The sequence below is a fragment of the Paraburkholderia sp. RL17-373-BIF-A genome, from assembly GCF_046030175.1.
Lineage (GTDB): Bacteria > Pseudomonadota > Gammaproteobacteria > Burkholderiales > Burkholderiaceae > Paraburkholderia.
The window spans coordinates 22,384-38,363 of the sequence record NZ_JARESO010000010.1 but is presented as its reverse complement, the minus strand read 5'-3'; the positions used below and the strand labels follow the sequence as shown (position 1 = coordinate 38,363).

Annotated in this window: 17 protein-coding genes; 9 read left to right on the top strand and 8 right to left on the bottom strand. The window is 60.2% G+C overall.

What is annotated here, in order from left to right:
- Positions 1–35: 35 nt before the first annotated feature.
- Positions 36–1,241: a DNA-binding protein gene (locus P0D80_RS14580; protein WP_408284746.1), complete on the bottom strand. Its 1,206-nt coding sequence runs from the start codon at positions 1,239–1,241 to the stop codon at positions 36–38.
- A 614-nt stretch (positions 1,242–1,855) separates the two neighbouring features.
- Here P0D80_RS14580 and P0D80_RS14575 point away from each other — a divergent pair.
- The gene (locus tag P0D80_RS14575; protein WP_408177590.1) at positions 1,856–2,368 is read left to right on the top strand and encodes a hypothetical protein; all 513 of its coding nucleotides are present in this window, start codon (positions 1,856–1,858) and stop codon (positions 2,366–2,368) included.
- 968 nt (positions 2,369–3,336) lie between these two features.
- Complete coding sequence (locus P0D80_RS14570) at positions 3,337–4,686, top strand: replication initiation protein (RefSeq protein WP_040124205.1); 1,350 nt, start codon at positions 3,337–3,339, stop codon at positions 4,684–4,686.
- A gap of 62 nt (positions 4,687–4,748) precedes the next feature.
- On the opposite strand, the gene P0D80_RS14565 is transcribed toward P0D80_RS14570, so the two are convergent.
- Entirely contained in the window at positions 4,749–5,807 is a 1,059-nt protein-coding gene (locus P0D80_RS14565; RefSeq protein WP_408284742.1) for a ParB/RepB/Spo0J family partition protein, read from the bottom strand.
- A gap of 25 nt (positions 5,808–5,832) precedes the next feature.
- Positions 5,833–6,495, bottom strand: coding sequence for a ParA family partition ATPase (gene parA / locus P0D80_RS14560; RefSeq protein ID WP_012428795.1), 663 nt, complete (start codon positions 6,493–6,495; stop codon positions 5,833–5,835).
- A 1,044-nt stretch (positions 6,496–7,539) separates the two neighbouring features.
- Here parA and arsC point away from each other — a divergent pair.
- The gene (gene arsC / locus P0D80_RS14555) at positions 7,540–7,899 is read left to right on the top strand and encodes an arsenate reductase (glutaredoxin) (RefSeq protein WP_408177588.1); all 360 of its coding nucleotides are present in this window, start codon (positions 7,540–7,542) and stop codon (positions 7,897–7,899) included.
- A 41-nt stretch (positions 7,900–7,940) separates the two neighbouring features.
- Here the strand turns inward: arsC and P0D80_RS14550 are convergent, their stop codons facing one another.
- Complete coding sequence (locus P0D80_RS14550) at positions 7,941–8,927, bottom strand: sulfonate ABC transporter substrate-binding protein (protein ID WP_408284738.1); 987 nt, start codon at positions 8,925–8,927, stop codon at positions 7,941–7,943.
- A 229-nt stretch (positions 8,928–9,156) separates the two neighbouring features.
- Here P0D80_RS14550 and P0D80_RS14545 point away from each other — a divergent pair, with 229 nt between their 5' ends.
- Positions 9,157–10,533: a GntT/GntP/DsdX family permease gene (locus P0D80_RS14545; RefSeq protein WP_132383392.1), complete on the top strand. Its 1,377-nt coding sequence runs from the start codon at positions 9,157–9,159 to the stop codon at positions 10,531–10,533.
- 134 nt (positions 10,534–10,667) lie between these two features.
- On the top strand, positions 10,668–10,958 hold the full coding sequence (locus P0D80_RS14540; protein ID WP_408284734.1) for a DUF1272 domain-containing protein: 291 nt from the start codon (positions 10,668–10,670) through the stop codon (positions 10,956–10,958).
- A 55-nt stretch (positions 10,959–11,013) separates the two neighbouring features.
- On the opposite strand, the gene P0D80_RS14535 is transcribed toward P0D80_RS14540, so the two are convergent.
- Entirely contained in the window at positions 11,014–11,217 is a 204-nt protein-coding gene (locus tag P0D80_RS14535) for a zf-HC2 domain-containing protein (RefSeq protein WP_132383388.1), read from the bottom strand.
- On the bottom strand, positions 11,204–11,812 hold the full coding sequence (locus P0D80_RS14530; RefSeq protein ID WP_408284730.1) for an RNA polymerase factor sigma-70: 609 nt from the start codon (positions 11,810–11,812) through the stop codon (positions 11,204–11,206). Before P0D80_RS14530 ends, P0D80_RS14535 begins: the two co-directional genes overlap by 14 nt.
- A gap of 446 nt (positions 11,813–12,258) precedes the next feature.
- Between P0D80_RS14530 and P0D80_RS14525 the strand changes: the two genes are divergently transcribed.
- The 3 genes from P0D80_RS14525 (at position 12,259) to P0D80_RS14515 (ending at position 13,529) form a co-directional block, all read left to right on the top strand.
- Positions 12,259–12,390, top strand: a complete 132-nt coding sequence (locus tag P0D80_RS14525) for a hypothetical protein (RefSeq protein ID WP_279388651.1) — start codon at positions 12,259–12,261, stop codon at positions 12,388–12,390.
- A gap of 573 nt (positions 12,391–12,963) precedes the next feature.
- Entirely contained in the window at positions 12,964–13,248 is a 285-nt protein-coding gene (locus P0D80_RS14520; protein WP_132383386.1) for a hypothetical protein, read from the top strand.
- Between the two features lie 11 nt (positions 13,249–13,259).
- Positions 13,260–13,529: a DUF6723 family protein gene (locus P0D80_RS14515; RefSeq protein WP_243658573.1), complete on the top strand. Its 270-nt coding sequence runs from the start codon at positions 13,260–13,262 to the stop codon at positions 13,527–13,529.
- A 164-nt stretch (positions 13,530–13,693) separates the two neighbouring features.
- Here P0D80_RS14515 and P0D80_RS14510 read toward each other — a convergent pair whose 3' ends face one another.
- Positions 13,694–13,900, bottom strand: a complete 207-nt coding sequence (locus P0D80_RS14510) for a hypothetical protein (RefSeq protein WP_408177584.1) — start codon at positions 13,898–13,900, stop codon at positions 13,694–13,696.
- Between the two features lie 362 nt (positions 13,901–14,262).
- Between P0D80_RS14510 and P0D80_RS14505 the strand changes: the two genes are divergently transcribed.
- Positions 14,263–14,817, top strand: coding sequence for an NADPH-dependent FMN reductase (locus tag P0D80_RS14505; RefSeq protein ID WP_408177583.1), 555 nt, complete (start codon positions 14,263–14,265; stop codon positions 14,815–14,817).
- 86 nt (positions 14,818–14,903) lie between these two features.
- On the opposite strand, the gene P0D80_RS14500 is transcribed toward P0D80_RS14505, so the two are convergent.
- Positions 14,904–15,908 (bottom strand): hypothetical protein, encoded by a 1,005-nt coding sequence (locus P0D80_RS14500; protein WP_408284726.1) that lies wholly within the window; start codon positions 15,906–15,908, stop codon positions 14,904–14,906.
- Positions 15,909–15,980: the final 72 nt, after the last annotated feature.

The following is a 15,980-nucleotide window of genomic DNA, read 5'->3' as shown; positions in this document are numbered from 1 at the left end:
TTGGCAATTTGTCCGCTATTGCACCGCGTCAAGCGTCACGCCGACGCCGCAATCGGGTCGCTCGACAGAAACCGGCTAACCGCCTCCAGCCTTGATTTGCCGAGACCCGACGAGTGATCGCACTCCGGACATTGCAGTTCAAAGCGGTGATCCACCTGCGATAGTTCCGGCTCACCTTCCTCACATTTTGGGCACCGCAGCGGCAGGGCGACATGGCCATCCGCCGCAGTGCCGATCGCCCTTAATTCGTCACCCGTCAGCCGGCCAGCTTCGACCAGCGAGCAGAGCAGACTCGCGATCGCCGGATCGATACCTTGCTGACCGCGCAGGACGGCGACCTCTTTCGTGAGCGCGTCTACTTCGTCGGATTGCTCGCGCAGCTGAGCGTCGAGCCGGTCGCCGCGCGCCTTGGCCGCGGCGATTTGCTGAATAAACTCAAACTCTTTGCGGCTCGCGTCGCGCACCCCGGACTGATAAGTGCCCGCCATGCTGCGCAAGGAGTCGAGCTCGACCAGCATCGGTTTGACGCGCCGCTCGGCTTCGGCGACGGCGTCCTTGATCTGCTGCGCATAGTGTTCAGTGCTTTGGCGCAATTCGACGTGCAATGCGTCGATTCGGTCCCGCAACGTTGCATTGGTCGCGAGTTCGGTGTCGAGCCGTTGACGAAGCGCTTCATTTTCGTGATCGAGTCGGCGCACCGTTGCCTGTAAACCCTCCTGGTGAGCATTTCCGTGTGTGGTTGTGCTCGACAACTCGGCTTCGAGCGCGCGAACACGTTCCCAGGCGGCCTCCGCTCGCAATTCGCTGCGCTTGATCGCGTCTTCCGATGCTTGCTGACGAATTTCCGCTTCTCGAGCGCGCTGGTCGGCGGCGGTGATCTGCGCGCGAATTTCCTCGCGCTCGTCGTCGAGCGTTGTGCGTGCATGAGCGACGGCTTCTTCGAAAAGTACGCCCAGCAATTCGCCGGCACGGTCTTCGAGTGCTTTCGGAATAGCGCCGGTGCCAACTTTCACGCGCGACACACTTCGGATGCGCTCCCAGAAGTGGTCGATGTCCTTAGGAATGTCGCTCGCGCTGCCGGTCTGGGTCAGATCACGAACGGTGGCCATGGAGGGCCGGATTCCCAGATCAAAAAACAGTCGCTTGCATGCGTGCAGCGAAAGTTCTTGTCGCCGTGCCCCGTTGGCTCGCAGAGCTTCAAGCTCGTTTCGAATGGATTGCCGTTCCTGATCCAGATTCATGTATACCTCGATGTCGCTCGAATTGGATGAATCATAACAATTTACGTACTGTTTGCTACGCATTTGTTGGGCTGGGACATGGATTCGAGAAAAGGCGTGTTTTGTTGCTAGAAGTGAGTCGGCGGATTTGCGCTAGCTGATTTTTTCCGTGAAACAAAACGAAGAATAGCCAATAAGGTCTTGTAAAGAAAGAGCTTTTAAAGATTTTACAGCGATCGTGCACTGTTTCACGAGCGCTTCATCATGGCTACTTTGGTTGGAAGGCTTTGTCCGAAGGACACGCGGGGAAATACTAGAGAGTAATAAAAGTAAACACCTTTGAACCCATGTTAAAAACGTTAACGCCATGGCAAAGCCTTATCTGGCAAGGGTTCCAGCCCGGTAAGGTGAAGCTTTGCGGGAGAGGTGGTGAGGTCTTGCGGGAATGTCGAGTGATGAGGTTCGGGGGCCTCGGTGAGCGGGTCCGGGACAGAACGTGAGCGGGTTCAGGAGCCACCCCAAAAGTGCGGTGTGACCAAAGGTGAGGTTTTGCAGGACCTGAATGATGTGGATCGCCCGGCGGCGCTCGAAAGTCTGTTCGAGAGTCGACCAAGGCGAAGGTGAGCGCTTTCGGGATGGATTCGTCCGCCCAATTTCGGCCTTATTTTGAACTCGTTAACCCCATTGGTGAGTCAAGTCGGGAGAAAACGCGAACCGAAGGTGAGATTTTACGGGGAAGGGGTGGCATTTTTGCCTTATTTCTGTGCATTCCGGTGCCTAAGGTGAGAGTTTTCGGGAGCGAGGCTGCTTTTCGGGCTGAATCCAAAGTCGACGGCGATGAGTTGGCCGATCGCTGCCTGCCAACGGTGAGGAAATTCGGGAGGTCGGGTTTTGTGGCACGCGCCGTCCGTGAAATGCACCTGGTTTGGATCAAAGGTGAGGTTTTTCAGGAGTCGTTTGGGTGCTCGGCGATCGTTAAGGTGAGGAAATACAGGACCAAAATGGCTTCCATCGCCCGGAAAAGCCCTACTGACGCTGCCGAAGTCGTTTGCGTTTTACGGTCGCTGAAATCGAAAGGTGAGATTTTTCAGGACTGCGACGGCCGCGATCAAAAATGCGGGAATTCACCGAAATCGGCTTTGAGGTGAGGTTTTACGGGAGCGTTCGCAGATGACGCGGCTAAACTGAAATCTATAAGATTATGAAATCATTGAGTATTTTCGATTGCTTTCGCAAAGGTGAGGTTTTTCGGGGGCTCTTTTTTAGGTGGTTTGGGGACCCTCAGATAGCCCTATGGTGAGGTTTTTCGGGACCGTTTTTCCGTGCTTTGGGAGTTCAACATGCCTGAAGGCCGCGTCGTTCCAAGCATGCCGCTAGCATTAAGGTGAGCTTTTTCGGGGGCTTCGAGAGTGTTGATTCGAACCCATCGAGTCAGGACGTCTTGGTCGACCACTGCCTATAACGGTTGCACAAGTGGCAGTGGCATCAATGCACGAAGCTCAGGCGGTGCCGATCTGGGCCGGGTGCACGGTTGGAAAGCTTGCGACGCCTGCGGAGAGATCCCGCGTGGGGCTGCTGCGTCGCGTGAATGCATGGGGCAGAGCTGCGTGCAGGGCGGGTCAAGAAAGCCGGCGACAGGCTTGTAGCGGTGCTCGGCGCGCTCTTCGCACAGCGGAGCACGCATGCGGAGGCGTTGCTTGTTAAGGTGGCGTCGATTCGACCGTTTGGCTTGTCAGCGTGGCACGCTTTGCGCCGGCGCAGCCCTCCCCTGCTGGCCAAATATTGCTCGAAGCTTGTTCACCGACTTGGTCGACCGCAAGTGCACCGGGTCGGCGGGCGCCCCGTCAAAATTCTCGAAATTTTTTGAGGTGAGAAGATTCGGGATCAGATGGCGCCGGTTCGCGCCCGCCGCGGAAATGGTCCGAATTTGCCAGGCCCGCGACCTGCAAGGATGGCCCGAACCTGGCGCGAAACGGCTGAGGTGAGGGTTTTCGGGAGTTGCTCGAGGTGAGTCGCGCCTCGTAAACTCGCTTCACCCGCAACGGTGAGATGCACGCTATAGACGCGTATCACCGCAGCCGGTATGCTCTCGCCAAATCCCTCCTCGACCAGACGCATGGCCACGAAGCGCGCGAAGAAGACCGACGTAGTCAGCCCGAGCTCGGCCGAATTGCGCAAAGCCGTCGAGGCGATCGCGATTCAGCCTAAAAGCGGCAAAATCACGCTCCTTACCCGCAAACTGTTCAACGTGCTCCTCGCCGTGGCTCAGCAAGCGGACGAATCCGGCGACACGTATCGGGCCTTGCTGTCCGATATCGTCGCGAACTCCGCGTTTGATTCCAACGACACCGCGCTCGTCAAGGAGCACTTGCGGCGCATGGTGTCGGTGCAGGTCGAATGGAGCACCGGCACGTCCAGTCAGAAGCCGGGGCGGAAATGGGGTATTTCCACGCTGATTGCCGACGCGGAAATTCTCGAAGACCCCACCACCCGCCGTGTCTGGGTGGAATTCTCGTTCGCACCGAAGATCAAGAAGAAACTGCTCGATCCGGTTCAGTATGCCCGCTTGAGTCTCCAGTTCCAGAGCCAGTTGCGCAGTAGCGCGGGTCTCGCGCTGTACGAGATTTGCGTGCGCTACCTGACCAACCCGAGCCATCTGACGATGCGCGAGACGTGGGAGTGGTGGCGCCCTATCCTCTCCGGCACGCCGGACACGGAAGCGGGCGATGAAGCGAAGCGCGAGTACAAATACTTCAAACGTGATTACTTGCGCCCGGCCATCGCCGAGGTCAACGCCGTTACGAACATCTTCGTCGAACTGATCGAGCACCGGGAAGGACGCCGGGTCGCCGAGATCCAGTTTCGCGTGACCGAACGCAAGCAGCCGATGCTCGCGCTCGACGAACATCCGAACGTGTTCGACAGTACGCTGGTCGACCGGATGGTGAAGATCGGCATCCCGCTGAAAGAAGCGCAAACGCTCTACGCCGACAGCGAAGAAAATCGCATTCGCGCCGCGCTGCAGATGACCGAGCAACGCATGCGCAGCACGTCGTTGCCGCCGGTGCGCAGTGCGCCCGCGTTGTTCAAGGACGCATTGAAGAAAGGTTACGCGCCGCCGGTCGAAGCGTTGCCGTCGAGTGGTGGCGGCAAGGCTGCGGTTGCTGCGCCGGCCGACGACCTCAAGGCGCGTCTGCTCGGCGAGTACTCGGCGTATCGCCGCAAGGAAGCGCGCGAGTTGTACGACGAACAAGGTGAGTCCGAGCGGGAGATCGCGCGGCAGTCGTTTGAAGAAGATGAATTGCCGGGACTCGGCACGCACATGCGCGACGACTGGCGCCGCCGCGGGCTGGATTCGAAGATTGTCGAAACGGCATTCTTCGATTGGCTGGCTCGCAAGACTTGGGGCGAGCCTACTGACGGTGACCTGCTAGCCTTCACGCTTAGCCAATCGCGCGCGGCGTAATCATCTAGCGAGCGGGGCGCGGCTCTTGGCTGCCGCGTGCCCCATCTCTGTACCAATCTTTCTTACTTCAACATCTTTTCAATCTGGCGAAGGATGTCGTCGCGCTTTTCACGCGTGAGCCCCTTCAGACGCAGTTCGATTCGATCATCCCCGTACGATTTGAGATCGCCGACCGACACACCGTCGAGTTTGATTTCCAGACGTTGCGCATAGCGTTGCCGGCCCGCTGGTTTGGTGCTTTCCTGAGCGCTCGCCCTCCCCTTGACGATGTCTGCGACTTGCCGCGTACTCAGATCGTCCGAGAGGATCTTGTTGATCAGACGCAGCGTTGCATCGGCGCCGCGGGCAGTGTGATAACGCCCCACCTGATACGCCATGTTCGAGCCGAAGCGGTCTGGTCGCGCGACCATCTCGTGCATGACGACCTCAGGCAATTTGGCAATCGACAAGGCGACTGCAACGGTCGACTCGTCTAGCCCGAGGTGTTCGGCGAGTTCCTTCTGACTCTGGAAATGGCGGTCGTCGAGAAAGCGTTTCCATACGACCGCGTTGTCGAACACCGTCTGCGAATCGCGCTGGACGTTGAGGTCGTAACCGAGCTTGTAGCTCTGGATACCGATCGGCAGATCGATGACGATCGCCTTGACCGTTTCCTTATTCGCTTCTTTCAGGGCCCGCACGCGTCGACCGCCATCGCTGACGTAGTAGGTGCCGGGATTGTCGTAATCCGGGATGACGTGAATCGCCTGCTGCTGCCCCTGCTTTGCCAGATTGACAGCGAGCTCGGCAATCGACGACTTCAGATAGAAGTGCCGCGGATTGAACGGGCTCGGCTTGATCGTCTTAAGCGCAAGCTCGATGACCTGGCCTGGCCGGTAGCCGTGCTCGTTGCGCCAGGTGCGGTAGGCCGCCGATTCATTGGCTGTGTCAACAGCGTCGACTTCGGCAACGCTCTGCGATGTCATGACGGGCGCGAGGGTACGCCCCGCCGCCTCGCTATTCTTCGGGTCATTCTTGACCAGTCCGTCGATAGCGTTCAGGCGATCGAGCGCAGTTCGCTTTTCGCTGCTGGTCGAATCAGGACGCGCTTGAAAGCCTTTGGCGAATTGGGAGGGTTTCATTCAGGGTCCTTTATGCGCATAAATTTCACGGGAGCAAGGCGGCGATCTCATTCGCGCATGCCCGTACTTCGATGGCGGCCAGCTTGGCGCCGCGATCATTCATCTGAAGCACTGTTTGCCCTAACGCCATAGCCTGCTTGTAGGCCTCGCGAGTCGGGATCTGTGTTTTGAGCAGCGGGAACCCGAGCTCTTCCAACGCACGCTTCAGTTCGCGCGTCAGCATCCGTTTCTCTTCGGTCTTATTGAGCAGGAAGACCGCACGCAGGTCTTCGTTCATGACCTGAGCCTGCTGGACAAGCTTCACCAGTCCGATACTCGACCAGTAGTCGGCGGGCGATGACGATGTCGGGATCACCGCGACGCTCGCAGCGAGAAGGACGACGCCGGACACTTTCTCGGTGATAGACGGCGGGCAGTCGACGACGATGATGTCGTAGTCAGACACGAACTTCTTGATCTCGCGATGGATCTGGCTGCCTGCTTCGGAGAGGTTGACGACTGGAAAGGGGATACCGGTGTCGCCGTCTGATGATGCACTGGCCCAGTGGATCAGCGTGTTTTGACCATCTGCGTCTACGACGAGGACGCGTTTGCCTTTCTCATGAAATGCAGCGCCGAGGTGCATCGCGATTGTGCTCTTCCCGACCCCGCCCTTCTGCTGAGTTACCGCGATGATTTCAGCTGCCAATCTTCACCTCCTCTTTTTAGACGCAAATGGATTTTACCTGGATGAATTTGTATTTCAATCGTTTTTGTGTAAACACGAGAAGGATTAGCCGTTCGGATAGGTTTATGCGCATAAAGGATGGAGGCGCGGTGATGGAGGCGCTGTTGAGGTTGAGAGAGGGTGCTGGGGCGATGTGCCGGCTGACCGGTTTGGCCTGCATGGCACCAATTCGATTGCGCTCGCGCCGTGTCCGGATCGCTGTCTTCATCAACGCGAGCGTTGTCGGCAACGTGACATGCGCTGCCGATGAACCCGTGATAGGTCGCCGGAACTGGCCGCAAGATTTATGCGCATAAAGCCCGGCAGCGGGCTCTGCCGTAACCGTGATTTGCGAGAGAGAGCCGGCCCGCAGTTCAATGCGTTGACACGATGATCGGTGCAATGAGCTACACGAGAGCCGAGTAGCGTAGGCACCAGCTAAACCCACGAGCACGGAGGACGCTTGTGCACAGCATGCGTAGATTGGAGGCTGCGCCGCATGAGAAATCCGACTATTGCGAAAAGTCGGTAGGACAGTTTATGCGCATAAACTGCGAAATTGAGCAATTACAAACAGGGGGGCGCCGTTCACCACTTAGCTCCTTTTAGCCGAGCCACTACGCCGCAAGTCGAACTAGCCGGGAGTTCATGGATCGTATGGCGTTCGGAAACTCGCCAAATCGCATTCACGCGCCGCAGGGGAGGTAATCCACAAAGACCTAGCATGGCCTGCCGCGCCCGATACCATTTCGCAGACGCAATTAACTCGGAAGTGAAGCGAACAGAAAAATACCTCTTCACGCGAAAGCCTAGCCGAACGTGACCATCACGCACGTCACGCGATTACGGTCATGTCTCGCCTTTCCTCTCCGAATCCACATCCACTAGCCTGCTTATCTCGCGACCTCGCCAATTCAAAAATCTCTACAGCACCGCCTCGCTCCGCCATCTCCCCACCCGCTAAAATCCCATCCAACGTGCGCCATGCACAAGCATCCCGCAACCACCCACACCACCCCAAAACCCATGATCACCATCTACCACAACCCCCGTTGCTCAAAATCGCGCGCCGCATGCGAGCTAATCACCACCACCTACAACAGCGCAAACGAAGCGACAGAAATCGTCGAATACCTGAAGCATCCGCTCACGGTCGAACAACTCAAGCGACTGAACGCACAACTAGGCTGCACAGTTCGCGAGATGATTCGTGACAACGAAGCCGAATACAAGGAACTGCAACTCGCCGACACCCCCTTGACCGACTCTCAGTTATACGAAGCATTGGAGAAACATCCTATCCTTCTGCAACGGCCGATCGTCGTGCGAAACGGGCGAGCGGTAATCGGCCGCCCGCCGGAAAACGTTGCCGCACTGTTCGCCTGAATGGCGTAGCAAGGCCAGCAAATCGAAGCTACGCCTGCAGACTAGACCTTGCTACCAGGCAACGCCGCATCCTTGGTAACGATCTTCGTCGGGATGATGCGCAGCTCGCTGAAGGTATCAGCGATACGTTGCTGTTCCGCAAGCACATTCGCATCGACAGGTTTATACACGTGCGCATAGTGCCGCAAGCCCGCTTCGATCACGCCGGCGTCGAGCCCCTGAATCGGCGCGAGTTGCGCGGCAGCCTCGCTGTAATGCTCCCGCACCCACGCGCCTTCTTTGCCCACTTCGTCCATCGTGATCGCGAGCACATCGGCGTTCTGTTGCGCGAACTGTCGCGCGCTCAGGAAGAACTGGTGATGGCTCACAATGCGGTCGGCATCCGCGAGCAAGCGCGCATTCGACTGCCGCTTCGCCGCTTCGAGGAACGGATCCCAGATCGCCCACGCATCGATCGCGCCGCGTTCGAAGGCGGCGCGCGCATCGGCGGGCGCCAGATAGACCGGCTGAATCTCGCTGTACTTCACGCCGCTTTTCTGCAGCGCGGCGACCAGAAACCAGTGAACATCCGAGCCTTTGTTGAAGGCGATTTTCTTGCCCTTCAGATCGGCCAGCGTTTTGATCGGCGCATCCTGATGCACGAGGATGCCTTCGGCATGCGGCGTCGGGACCTCATAGGCGACGTAGACGAAGTTCGCGCCAGCGGCCTGCGCGAACACGGGCGGCGCCTCGCCGACATAGCCGAAGTCGATGGCGCCGACATTCAGTCCTTCCAGCAACTGCGGCCCCGCAGGAAACTCGGTCCATTTGACGGTGATGCCCAGCGGCGCGAGCCGTTTTTCGAGCGTACCGTGCGCCTTCAGCAACACGAGCGTATTGGCGGCTTTCTGATAACCGATGCGGAATTCCTTGGCGTGCGCCTCGGCGGCAAAAGCGGACGCGGAAATGACGGGCAGCGTGGCGGCAGCGAGCGTTGCGCTCACGCCGGCAATGAACGCGCGGCGCGTGAGCAGCGGATGACGTGACATAACAGGGCTCGTAAAAAAGACGGACGCAAAACGGACCGATTGGCTCCGACGATAATTCGTCTGCAAGCCTGGACGAACCGATAAATTCGCATAAGCAAATCACGCGGACGGAACGAAGCACTGCGGCCTTCAAATCTGCCCGCGTAACTGCGTCGAATCTGAAGCGGCCGCTACAATTCGTCATCCGCGCCCGGCCGCGGCTGCGTCATTCGACAAAAAAAGGAACACCGTGCATCTGACGACAACACTCGCGCCGTGGTCATCCCACGACACCCAACTCATTCTGTCGTGCGTGCTCGGGCTCGCACTGATCATCGTTTTCATCAGCGTGCTGAAACTCGCGCCGTTCCTGTCGATTCTGGTCGGCACGTTCGCCGCGGGTTTCGCCGCAGGCCTACCGCTCGAGGCTGTCGCCAGCGCATTCAGTAAAGGCGCCGGCGCGCTGCTCGGCGACGTCGGCATCATCATTGCGCTCGGCGCCATGCTCGGTGCGCTCATGGCCGAATCCGGCGCCGCCGACCGGCTCGTCTCGACCATCCTTAAACACTCCACGCCTCGCACGCTGCCGTGGATGATGGCAGTCGTCGCGCTGATCATCGGCTTGCCGCTCTTCTTCGAAGTCGGCCTCGTGATGATGGTGCCGATCATCTTCGTGATGGCGCGCCGTTCGCAGCAGCCGATCCTGCGCATTGCGATTCCTGCGCTGGCCGGCATGACCACGCTGCACGCACTCCTGCCGCCGCACCCGGGTCCGCTGATCGCGGTGAGCGCATTGCACGCCGATCTCGGCCTCACGCTCGGTCTCGGTCTGATCGTCGCGATTCCCGCGGTGATTCTCGCGGGTCCGCTGTACGGCATCTGGTTGTCCAAGCGGATGCACGTGGTCGAACCGGAGGAAATGGGCAAGCTCTTCAGCGCCAAGGAAGACACTGGCGAGCCGCCGAGTTTCGCGATCTCGCTCATCACGATCCTGCTGCCCGTCGTGTTGATGCTAGGGCGCACCGTCGCCAAGCTGCTGCTTCAGCCCGAAACGTTCCTGTTCAACACCTTGAATTTCCTGGGTGAGCCGCTGGTCGCGCTCGGCCTCACCGTGCTGTTCGCCGTGGTGGCGCTGGGTTGGTCGCGAGGCATGGCGCGCGAGCGCGTCGGCGGCATTCTGCGCAAGAGCTTGCCGCCCATCGCCGCGCTGCTGCTGACCATCGGCGCCGGCGGCGGTCTCAAGCAGGCGCTCGTGGTGGCGGGCATCAGCTCGACCATCGGCAAGATCGCGGTCGGCGCGCACATGCCGCTGATTCTGCTGGCGTGGCTGATCGCCGTCGCGCTGCGCCAGGCGACGGGCTCGGCGACGGTTGCCACCACCACGACGGCCGGCATCGTCGCGCCGGTCGTCGCCGGTCTCAGCACGACGCACAATTCGCTGATGGCGCTCGCCATCGGCGCGGGTTCGGTCTTTTTCTGCCACGTGAACGATGCGGGCTTCTGGATGGTCCGCGAGTATTTCGGCCTGCAACTGAAACAGACGGTGCTGGTCTGGTCGGTGTTGCAGACGATCGTGTCCGTCGTCGGCCTCGCGCTCACGCTCGTGTTGTGGACCGTGCTGACGTGACCGCGCACCAGGCTCTCGCTGCGTTGGCAGGAATTGATGCGCGGCTGTCCATTCCGGGCGGCCGACGCCACTTACACTGCCTGGCAGGCGAGCAGCGGTCCCGCAGCTCGCTTCCCTGAAAACGCGGAGCCACCATGCTTGAACTGAGACCGTCCTGCGAAGGATGCGGCAAGTCACTGCCGCCGAACGCATCCGATGCTATGATCTGCGCGTACGAGTGCACCTTCTGCGAAGTGTGTGCGCTCACTACGCTGCGCAACGTGTGTCCGAACTGCGGCGGCAATTTCCAGCATCGGCCGGTTCGCACGCGCGCGCAGCTCGAGAAACATCCGGCCGGCGCCACACCGCATCCCGTTTCGATCGACGAAGCGTCGCATGCGCGTTTCTTCGAGCGCTACCAGAACACGCCGCCCGGCGAGCGCTAGACCAAGCGGCGCGCCCACGCATGCCGTGCCATCCAAGCACGACGCACAGCGCGCTTCAATCGTCGCTGTTCAACGCGCCCGGCGTCGCGATTCCGCTGACCGTATGCGCCGCCACGCGCAGCAGACGGATCTGTTTGCGATAGTTGCGGCAGCCGCTGCAGGTCGGCAGATGCAGCCGGATCGCGACCCATTCGCCGGTCGTCAACGAACGGTCGAGCGCGTCGGACAACAAGCGCGTGATGTGCTTACATTTCCCCATTCGCATCCTCGCTGGATAGGCCCTTCTCGCTCAGGCAAGTGCGCAAGCGCAGCCGCGCGCGGTAGATCAGCACGCTGCAATGATTGGCGGTCATCTGCAATTCGGCGCAAATCGCCTCGGTGTCGAGATCGAGGAATTCGCGCATCATGAACACGCGTCCGATGTGCTCCGGCAAGTGTTCGAGGCACATCTCGAACAGGGCCCAGAACTGCTGCTGACGCAGCGCGGTTTCCGGCGTCGGCCAGGGACGCGGCTTCGTTTCGCGCGACCAATGGCCGTTGTCCTTGAACAACTCGCGATCGAGCAAGGCTTCACCGTCGAGTTCGGATTCGAGCGCCGACAGGTTGATCGTGCGTCGCCGGGCACGCAGGGTGTCGACGAGTTTGTGCCGCAGGATGCCGAACACCCATGTCTTGTGTTCCGACTGTGCGGCGAATCGATCGGCTTGCGTCCATGCCGCGGCGAGCGCTTCCTGAACGGCATCTTCCGCAGCGGCGGCGTCGCGCAATTGCAGACGGGCGAAACGCACCAGGTCGCGTCGCAATTGCGTCAGATAAACGGGATCGTCGAGCGCCGGGCCGCCTACTTGCGCCATGGACTGCCTCGTTGGCGCGATCCTGCCTGCCGCGCGTTTTTTCTCGGATCGTAGTGATTCATGAGCGGGTGATTTTCCTCGCACTGTGGCTGAGCGCGTGCGCCATTCTCCCGCGAGCGCCTGCGCAATCGAATCGGTATTGAACATAGGCCCGACCATGAGCGATGACCAGACGAGCTTAGTCGCGCCGTGCAGGCCGTTATGACAATGACAATAGATTATTGCGGAAAGTGAAATCGCTCGGGAGTGATGCTGGCGGCGTAGCGCCGGGCAAGCAATACCCACCGCCAATTGGCACCCGAAACTGCACCAGACGGCTCATCGGATTATTTCAATATTTGAAAAAAAGTCTTATTGACTTCGCTGTTTGTCGGCGGACCCTCAGTCGATATTCTTCAGTCCATCGATCGCACCAGATCGCGAACCAAACGCTGAGGAGCAGCACCATGAAACGCATTCTTTCCGCCCTGATCGCTTCCGTCGCCCTGTTTGCCGCCGCTTCCGGCGCAGCCCAGGCTGCCGCTCCGTCGCAGTGCAACGGCCCGGCGTCGTATTGCAACGTATTCTTCGGCAACTGATCGGCTGACGGGCACGGACCCGTCGACGAGAAAGTCTTTCGAAGACAAAAAGAAGGGCGCCGATGTGGGCGCCCTTTTGCTTTTGAAGCAGAGAATTAGACTGACTGCCTGATGCTGGCATGAGATCTTCCGGGCAACACCGCTACACGCCCGAATCAACGCGGCGAACGCCATCGGCCAAAAAAATCCATAGAGACTCGGTCCAGGAGACGCCGCGCATCACAGCAGCGGAAAACAATACCCGGCACTCCGAAGCAACACTCGCGCCCGGCACACAAATGCGTTCAATGCTCACCCTACTAACGTGTTACAGTGGGTCAACAGCTTGCAGTTCTCCTGCACATCGCGCGCAGTCTCTGACGCAAACGCCTCGCATCACAGCGCCCTGCACCGAACAGGGTCCCTTCCTCCTACGCATCTCTGCGATGTCGTCGGCCCGGCTTGATTGAAGCGGCCGCTCTGTACGCACATCGTCGATCAACATCACGTTTCGCTGGTACGCCGCGGTCCGGCCGGCATTGCGCCCGACAACGACGCCACGTTCCACGAAAGCCTTCATCGGAGACGAGCATCATGGGCAATACGATCAGAAGTTACCGGGGTCTAGAGATCTATCCGTTGGTGTATCCGCACCAACCGAGCGGTCTCGATGGCGTTCGCCACTACGATTCGGGCTTCGATGCCGCCGTGCGAATCTGCCGGCGCGGCACCGACGACACGATGACCAGCAGCCGCGTGTTTCGCGTGCCGAGCCGTTCACCGTTCGGCGCGGCCGGCGACGCGCGCATTGCTTCAGCCACCTACGCGGAGCAGGTCATCGACGGCATGGTTGCAGGCCAGTCGATCGCTGGGCTCTGATGCGCGCGCCAATGGCAAGTCAAGCTTCCAGGCGCTCGCAAGGCGCGAATCTTCCGGCACTTACGGGCCGTGCGAACTATCAGGTGATGGCGTCGTCGCGCCGTACCTCTAGCGGCACGGTGCCGACACTGAAAGTGATCCGCTTGAGCGACGAGCGGGTGATCTACCCGTTCCAGGGGCACGCCGACATGCCCTTTTTCGAAGACGCCGATGCGGCCCAGTTGTTTGCCGAGACCTACGGCTGGCAATTGGTAGATGGCGACATTGCCGTGCCGGAGTGACACGCTGAACACGCAGCGAGACCAACTCGTGACATAAGGCAGCCGAGCACGACACCTCGCCTTCATAGCTCGGCAAAAAAAGTCGCGACCGCGAAGCGTCAAACGCCAAGCGCTGCGCGACGGCGCAAGACAACAGGCCAACAGGCACGCCGCGCTACCGCCGGCTAAATCTTCCCGCCGCCATCCATGCCGCTACCGCGGCGCCACACTTCCTTGCCGCGTTCGGACAACTCGCCGCTGCTATGCACGGCGTCCGCTTCCGTACCGTCGACGGCCATCTCGCCGCCGGGCTGTTCCTGTGCCCGCTGCTTTTCCTTCTTGCGAGCAGCCACTGCTTCGTCGTGGGATTTACCTGCGTAATTCGGACTCATGGCTCGATCCTCCATCAAGTAGACTGGCTCACGCGGCGCGCGTCATCGGTCATTCATGCCCGTCGCGCGGATTTCCGGCTGAGCAGGACAGGCAACAAACGCTTGTTTGCCTCAAAACGTCCTAGACCGAAAGCATGCTTGATTGACAAGGCAAAAGTACCAGTTATCCACAAGGTTATTCAGTGAATCTGTGGATAACTTTGTGGGATGCAGAGTTATCCACCGCGCACCGCTGCCGTACCTGCCCCAATAGTCGCGGGGCAGTATTTTGCCGCCCGTCGCCGCCGCCCGCGCAGCTATTGCCTATGATGGACAGTTCGTACCCTTTGCGCCTCGAGCGCCTCACAACAAGGAAGCGAATCATGGCCCATCACATTGCAGTCGTCGTCGGCAGCTTGCGCCGCGAGTCGTTCAACCGGCAGTTGGCGCAAGCCGTGATTTCACTGGCGCCGTCCGACTTCACCTTCGAATTCATCGACATCGGCTCGCTGCCGCTTTACAGCCAGGACTACGACGCCGACTATCCCGAAGCCGGCAAGCACTTGAAGCAGCGCATTGAAGCCGCGGACGGCCTGCTGTTCGTCACCCCCGAATACAACCGGTCCATGCCCGGCGTGCTGAAAAACGCGCTCGACTGGGGCTCGCGCCCGTGGGGCACCAATTCATGGGCCGGCAAACCCGGCGCCGTGATCGGCACGTCGCTTGGCGCGACCGGCACGGCGTTGGCGCAACAGCATCTGCGCAATGTGCTGGCGTATCTCGATGTGCCGACGCTCGGCCAACCCGAGGTGTTCATCAAGCACGATGCGGCGGTCATCAACGAAAAAGGCGAGATCCTGAGCGACAGTACACGCAAATTTCTGCAGACTTTCGTCGACCGCTACGTCGCGTGGGTTAAGCACCAGACCGCTGCTTGAAGCGAAAGGCGCGAGCGCGTCAGACGAGACTGAACGCGGCGGCATTGCCGTGACCTCCACGGCATGCCGCCACGAATTGCTCAGGCTCAGACGTGATGATGTCCCGTCACCCGCTCCCAGCCATGACGCACGGCCAGCTTGAAGCGCTCCCAGGTGCTGTCCGGCGAGGTGCTTTCCCAATGACGTCGTGCTTCCGGTTCGACGTCGTCCCAAGGCTGGTCGCGATAACGCATGTCCTTACCGATCTCCGCGCCATAGCGGTAGGCCGGCACATAGTCTTCGTAACGGGCGTTTTCGGAGGCGTACTGCTCGTCGTAGTGTGCGCGGAAGTCTTCCTCGTACTCGAGATATTCGTTCGGCATTTGGCCGCCTAAACCGGCGGTCGGCTGGCTCGCTTCGGGGACGACTTCGGACGGCCGCATGATCGCGCCCGAACCCGGTACCGAGCCCGCAGCGATCGCGCTACGGCCTACGTCGCCGACCAGCGGATCCGTGACCGGTTCGTTGACCGGATCCGTCCGCGGGCGCTCGCTGAGCGGCGGCGGCACGAACGGCTCGGCGTCGGTGCTGCCGGGCGGCACGGTGTACCCTGGATCAGCCATCGTGGCAGGCCGCGTAGTCGCGGCCGCGCTTGGCGTCGATACGCTCGACGTACGGGGCGTCATAGCGCCGATGCCGAGTTCATCGAGGACGGAATGCTCGCGCCCGGAGTCTTCCACAGGCGCGTCCCAATCGGGCGAGCGTTCGCCGATATCGGTCGCGCCCAATCTCGTCAAGGTATTGCGAGCGAGGTCCGCGTGGGCTTCGCTCGCCGCGTTGACGCACACGAGCACCGCGCCGCGCCGTACGGCCTCGGCGTAGCGCGCTGTTTCCGGCGCACGTGGACCGCTTGCAAACAGGCTCGACAGGAAACGCTCGATATTTGCCAGCACGCCCGAACTGGCGACTTCGTCGGTTGCGGAACCGACCGACGGTTCCGGATTCGCCTGCAATTCGATCGTCTCGCGTCCAAAACCGGTCTGGACGAGCGTGTCGCGCGCGGCTTCCGCTTGAGCAAAGGTGTCGAATAAACCAATCACGGTGTGTCGCATGGCTGTCTCCCGACGTATTTAGGCAGGACGGACGACGCGCCAACGCGCCGCTCTCGTTGCTTATTTTGACGC

What these genes read in the sequence shown, in the direction of transcription:
- P0D80_RS14520 (WP_132383386.1), top strand. Translation starts at nt 12,964, where the DNA reads ATGGGCAATACGATCAGAAGTTACCGGGGTCTAGAGATCTATCCGTTG.
- arsC (WP_408177588.1), top strand. Translation starts at nt 7,540, where the DNA reads ATGATCACCATCTACCACAACCCCCGTTGCTCAAAATCGCGCGCCGCA.
- P0D80_RS14500 (WP_408284726.1), bottom strand. Translation starts at nt 15,908, where the DNA reads ATGCGACACACCGTGATTGGTTTATTCGACACCTTTGCTCAAGCGGAA.
- P0D80_RS14540 (WP_408284734.1), top strand. Translation starts at nt 10,668, where the DNA reads ATGCTTGAACTGAGACCGTCCTGCGAAGGATGCGGCAAGTCACTGCCG.
- P0D80_RS14580 (WP_408284746.1), bottom strand. Translation starts at nt 1,241, where the DNA reads ATGAATCTGGATCAGGAACGGCAATCCATTCGAAACGAGCTTGAAGCT.
- P0D80_RS14575 (WP_408177590.1), top strand. Translation starts at nt 1,856, where the DNA reads ATGGATTCGTCCGCCCAATTTCGGCCTTATTTTGAACTCGTTAACCCC.
- P0D80_RS14530 (WP_408284730.1), bottom strand. Translation starts at nt 11,812, where the DNA reads ATGGCGCAAGTAGGCGGCCCGGCGCTCGACGATCCCGTTTATCTGACG.
- P0D80_RS14535 (WP_132383388.1), bottom strand. Translation starts at nt 11,217, where the DNA reads ATGGGGAAATGTAAGCACATCACGCGCTTGTTGTCCGACGCGCTCGAC.
- P0D80_RS14510 (WP_408177584.1), bottom strand. Translation starts at nt 13,900, where the DNA reads ATGAGTCCGAATTACGCAGGTAAATCCCACGACGAAGCAGTGGCTGCT.
- P0D80_RS14505 (WP_408177583.1), top strand. Translation starts at nt 14,263, where the DNA reads ATGGCCCATCACATTGCAGTCGTCGTCGGCAGCTTGCGCCGCGAGTCG.
- P0D80_RS14515 (WP_243658573.1), top strand. Translation starts at nt 13,260, where the DNA reads ATGGCAAGTCAAGCTTCCAGGCGCTCGCAAGGCGCGAATCTTCCGGCA.
- P0D80_RS14565 (WP_408284742.1), bottom strand. Translation starts at nt 5,807, where the DNA reads ATGAAACCCTCCCAATTCGCCAAAGGCTTTCAAGCGCGTCCTGATTCG.
- P0D80_RS14570 (WP_040124205.1), top strand. Translation starts at nt 3,337, where the DNA reads ATGGCCACGAAGCGCGCGAAGAAGACCGACGTAGTCAGCCCGAGCTCG.
- P0D80_RS14525 (WP_279388651.1), top strand. Translation starts at nt 12,259, where the DNA reads ATGAAACGCATTCTTTCCGCCCTGATCGCTTCCGTCGCCCTGTTTGCC.
- P0D80_RS14550 (WP_408284738.1), bottom strand. Translation starts at nt 8,927, where the DNA reads ATGTCACGTCATCCGCTGCTCACGCGCCGCGCGTTCATTGCCGGCGTG.